General features: G+C 38.7%; 2 protein-coding genes. One reads left to right on the forward strand and one right to left on the reverse strand.

Going from position 1 to position 2,850, the window contains the following annotated elements; all coding sequences use genetic code 11:
* Nucleotides 1-169: 169 nt before the first annotated feature.
* Nucleotides 170-1,276: an MFS transporter gene (locus B154_RS29550; protein WP_033412461.1), complete on the forward strand. Its 1,107-nt coding sequence runs from the start codon at nt 170-172 to the stop codon at nt 1,274-1,276.
* A 150-nt stretch (nt 1,277-1,426) separates the two neighbouring features.
* Here the strand turns inward: B154_RS29550 and B154_RS0122635 are convergent, their stop codons facing one another.
* The gene (locus B154_RS0122635; RefSeq protein ID WP_018616646.1) at nt 1,427-2,272 is read right to left on the reverse strand and encodes a helix-hairpin-helix domain-containing protein; all 846 of its coding nucleotides are present in this window, start codon (nt 2,270-2,272) and stop codon (nt 1,427-1,429) included.
* Between the last annotated feature and the right edge of the window lie 578 nt (nt 2,273-2,850).

Genomic DNA, 2,850 nt, shown 5'->3' on the forward strand with positions numbered 1-2,850 from the left:
CACCAAAAACTAAACCTATTTCAGGATGTATTATCTTAGACAACCAATAGCAGGATTTACACCCTAAAAGAGACAACTTTTTTCAGGACGGGTCACTTCGTTTCAATTCTAATGTAGCTTTTGACGACTTAGTATCGTTACAACTCCTTTTGCCGTTTAGAGCGGAATTATGAAGAACATTTCCAATGAAAGGAGGCAGCGAATCTCCACTATCGTTGCATTTGCAATAGTGCCCATGTCTGGTTTTGCAACAGACATTTATATTCCAGCGATGCCTAGTATGGGTAGCGAGTTAAAGATTACCAGTTTGCAGGTTCAACTAACCTTAACTGCCTTTCTGATTAGTTACGGTACTGCCCAGCTTTTTATTGGTGCATTTTTAGACACCTTTGGGCGCTACAAACCGGGTTTAACAGCACTATTTGTGTTTACTATAGCAAGTATTACTATTGCCAACGCAGATAATATCTACCTTATTTATTTAATGCGGATCATTCACGGGCTAACTGTTGCTACAATTGTCGTGGCAAAGCGCGCTTATTTTGTGGCTGTATATAAGGGAGAACAACTAAAAAGCTATTTAAGCATTTTTACAATTATCTGGTCAGTTGGCCCTATTGTAGCGCCTTTTATTGGTGGTTATCTGCAAACTGCTTTTGGATGGCATTCTAATTTTTATTTCCTGGCAGGTATGGCAGGTGTAATAGGTATACTGGAAGCCCTTTTTACTGGTGAGACGTTAGCGAAACCCGCAGCATTTAATGTTAGAAGGATTGCAGCTACTTATTATGAGGTGATTACAACACTTCGTTTCATACTTGGTTTGGTTATTCTCGGCCTTGCCTATTCTATGGTGATGATATACAATCTTACAGGCCCCTTTATCATTGAGCACAAATTAGGATTGTCTCCGGTAGTCATTGACTATTGCTCCCTTTTTTTAGGCTTTGCCTGGACAATTGGCGGCCTTATCGGAAAGGCACCTGTTGAAAAACCTTTCTTCAGTAAACTGTTGCTAAACCTTCTTTTACAACTCCTTTTTGCTATTGCTATGGTTCTAAGTATAGGTTATTTCGGTAGCCTCTTTACAATATTATTTTTTGCGTTTATTATACATGTGGCCGCCGGCTTTACCTATAATAACTATTTCACTTTTAACATGACTCTATTTCCAAAAAACGCGGACATTTCTGGTGGCCTGGTTGGTGGTTATTACGTGCAAATAAGAAAGCAAGCACTACCATTAGTGTTAATAGAACTTAGGAAAGCCAGGTAGAAAGTTGATAGGAATTAGGCGTTTGTCCCGGCTCCCCATTATGAATGGTATTCGTTTACATCATGGTCGCTTTACACTGTGCTTCTGATATAACCTCTTTGTCCATTTTCAACTTAATCAAGCACTCAATTTACTACTAACCTTACAGGTTTAGACCTTCAACAACTCATTTGCTTTCCCCGCCCTGTCCTTAATCCCAACCTTCTTGCAATAGCTAACATCAACAGTATACATACCAAACTCTTCAATCACTTTTCCTTTCAAACTATAAAATCCTCTTCCTGTTAGTTGATAACGAAGGGCAGTTTGAGGAAAGAAAACAGTATCTAACCAATCACCTGCAGCATCAATAAATGTATGGAAGAACATAGTTTCGTTCTTAATAGTACGAACAGGCTTAGAGGTTATCAGATAACCTAACACCATAACTTCTTCACCTAAATAATTTTCAATTTCATTTGCAGGCATATAATTGTTAGGATCATCATCAACAAGCTCAAAAACATTGCAGATAGGAAAGCCAACGAGTTCAATTTCATCTATCGCATCATCGAACGGTTGTTGACTTAAAGCAGGCAAATGAAACGATACAGGAGCTTCTTTAAAGAGAAGGCTGTCAACAGTATGCTTATCATTTTTCTTTTGCAGGAAGTTGGCTTCCCACAACAGTTCCTTTTTGTTCTTACCTGTAAAGCGGAAAGCACCAATACGAATGAGAATGTTTAGTTGCTCAATGCCTGGCTTGATCTGATCAATAAAATCCTGCAAGTGTTGGTAATTGTCATGCCTGTTACGTTCGTCGACCATTTGCAATGTCAACGCTTCCTCTAAACCCTGTACATGAATAAATCCAATGTAAACATCAGTACCGGTGATAGAAGTGAGGTATTGACTTTCGTTTACACAAGGCAGGTGAATGACGGCTCCAGTTTTCTTCACGTGGAAATACAATTCTCTTGAATAAAAGCCGCCGAAGTTGTTGATAATCGCTACCATAAATTCGATTGGGTAGTATGTCTTTAAAAACAAGCTTTGATAACTTTCAACAGCAAAGCTTGCAGAATGATCTTTTGAAAAAGAATAACCTCCAAAGCTTTCTATCTGTCGCCATACTTCATTGGTTATCTCATCAGGAAAACCATCTTGGTGTAGCTTTAATTGCTAATATACTCAAACTCAATAATTCAACTGCTTTCCACAAAATCTATTGAATAGTTTCGGTTGAATTCTTTTTATGCCCAGCAGAACTTTCATTACATCTCACTTCTCCTGCCGAATCACACATGCTCAATAGAACATCGATTAGCAAACTTTTGGCGATTCCGGTTCCCTTCCCGTTTTAACGTGGTTTACAAAAGCGGACAATTGAAAAACATAGGGCAGCGCTATTAAATTCGATGCGCATTACTGTTTGTTTGTGTATTCAAATTCTTTTCATTTTGTAGAATAATCCCTTATACGGATATTTCTAAAACGAACAGGCGATCCGTGTCCTAGGAAACCTATATGTCCAGAATTGCGCATTAGACCAGGATGCTCACGATGATCAGCAGTACCATTTTTTCTCGCTTCCG

Origin of the sequence: Segetibacter koreensis DSM 18137 (genome assembly GCF_000374045.1) — a bacterium.
Lineage (GTDB): Bacteria > Bacteroidota > Bacteroidia > Chitinophagales > Chitinophagaceae > Segetibacter > Segetibacter koreensis.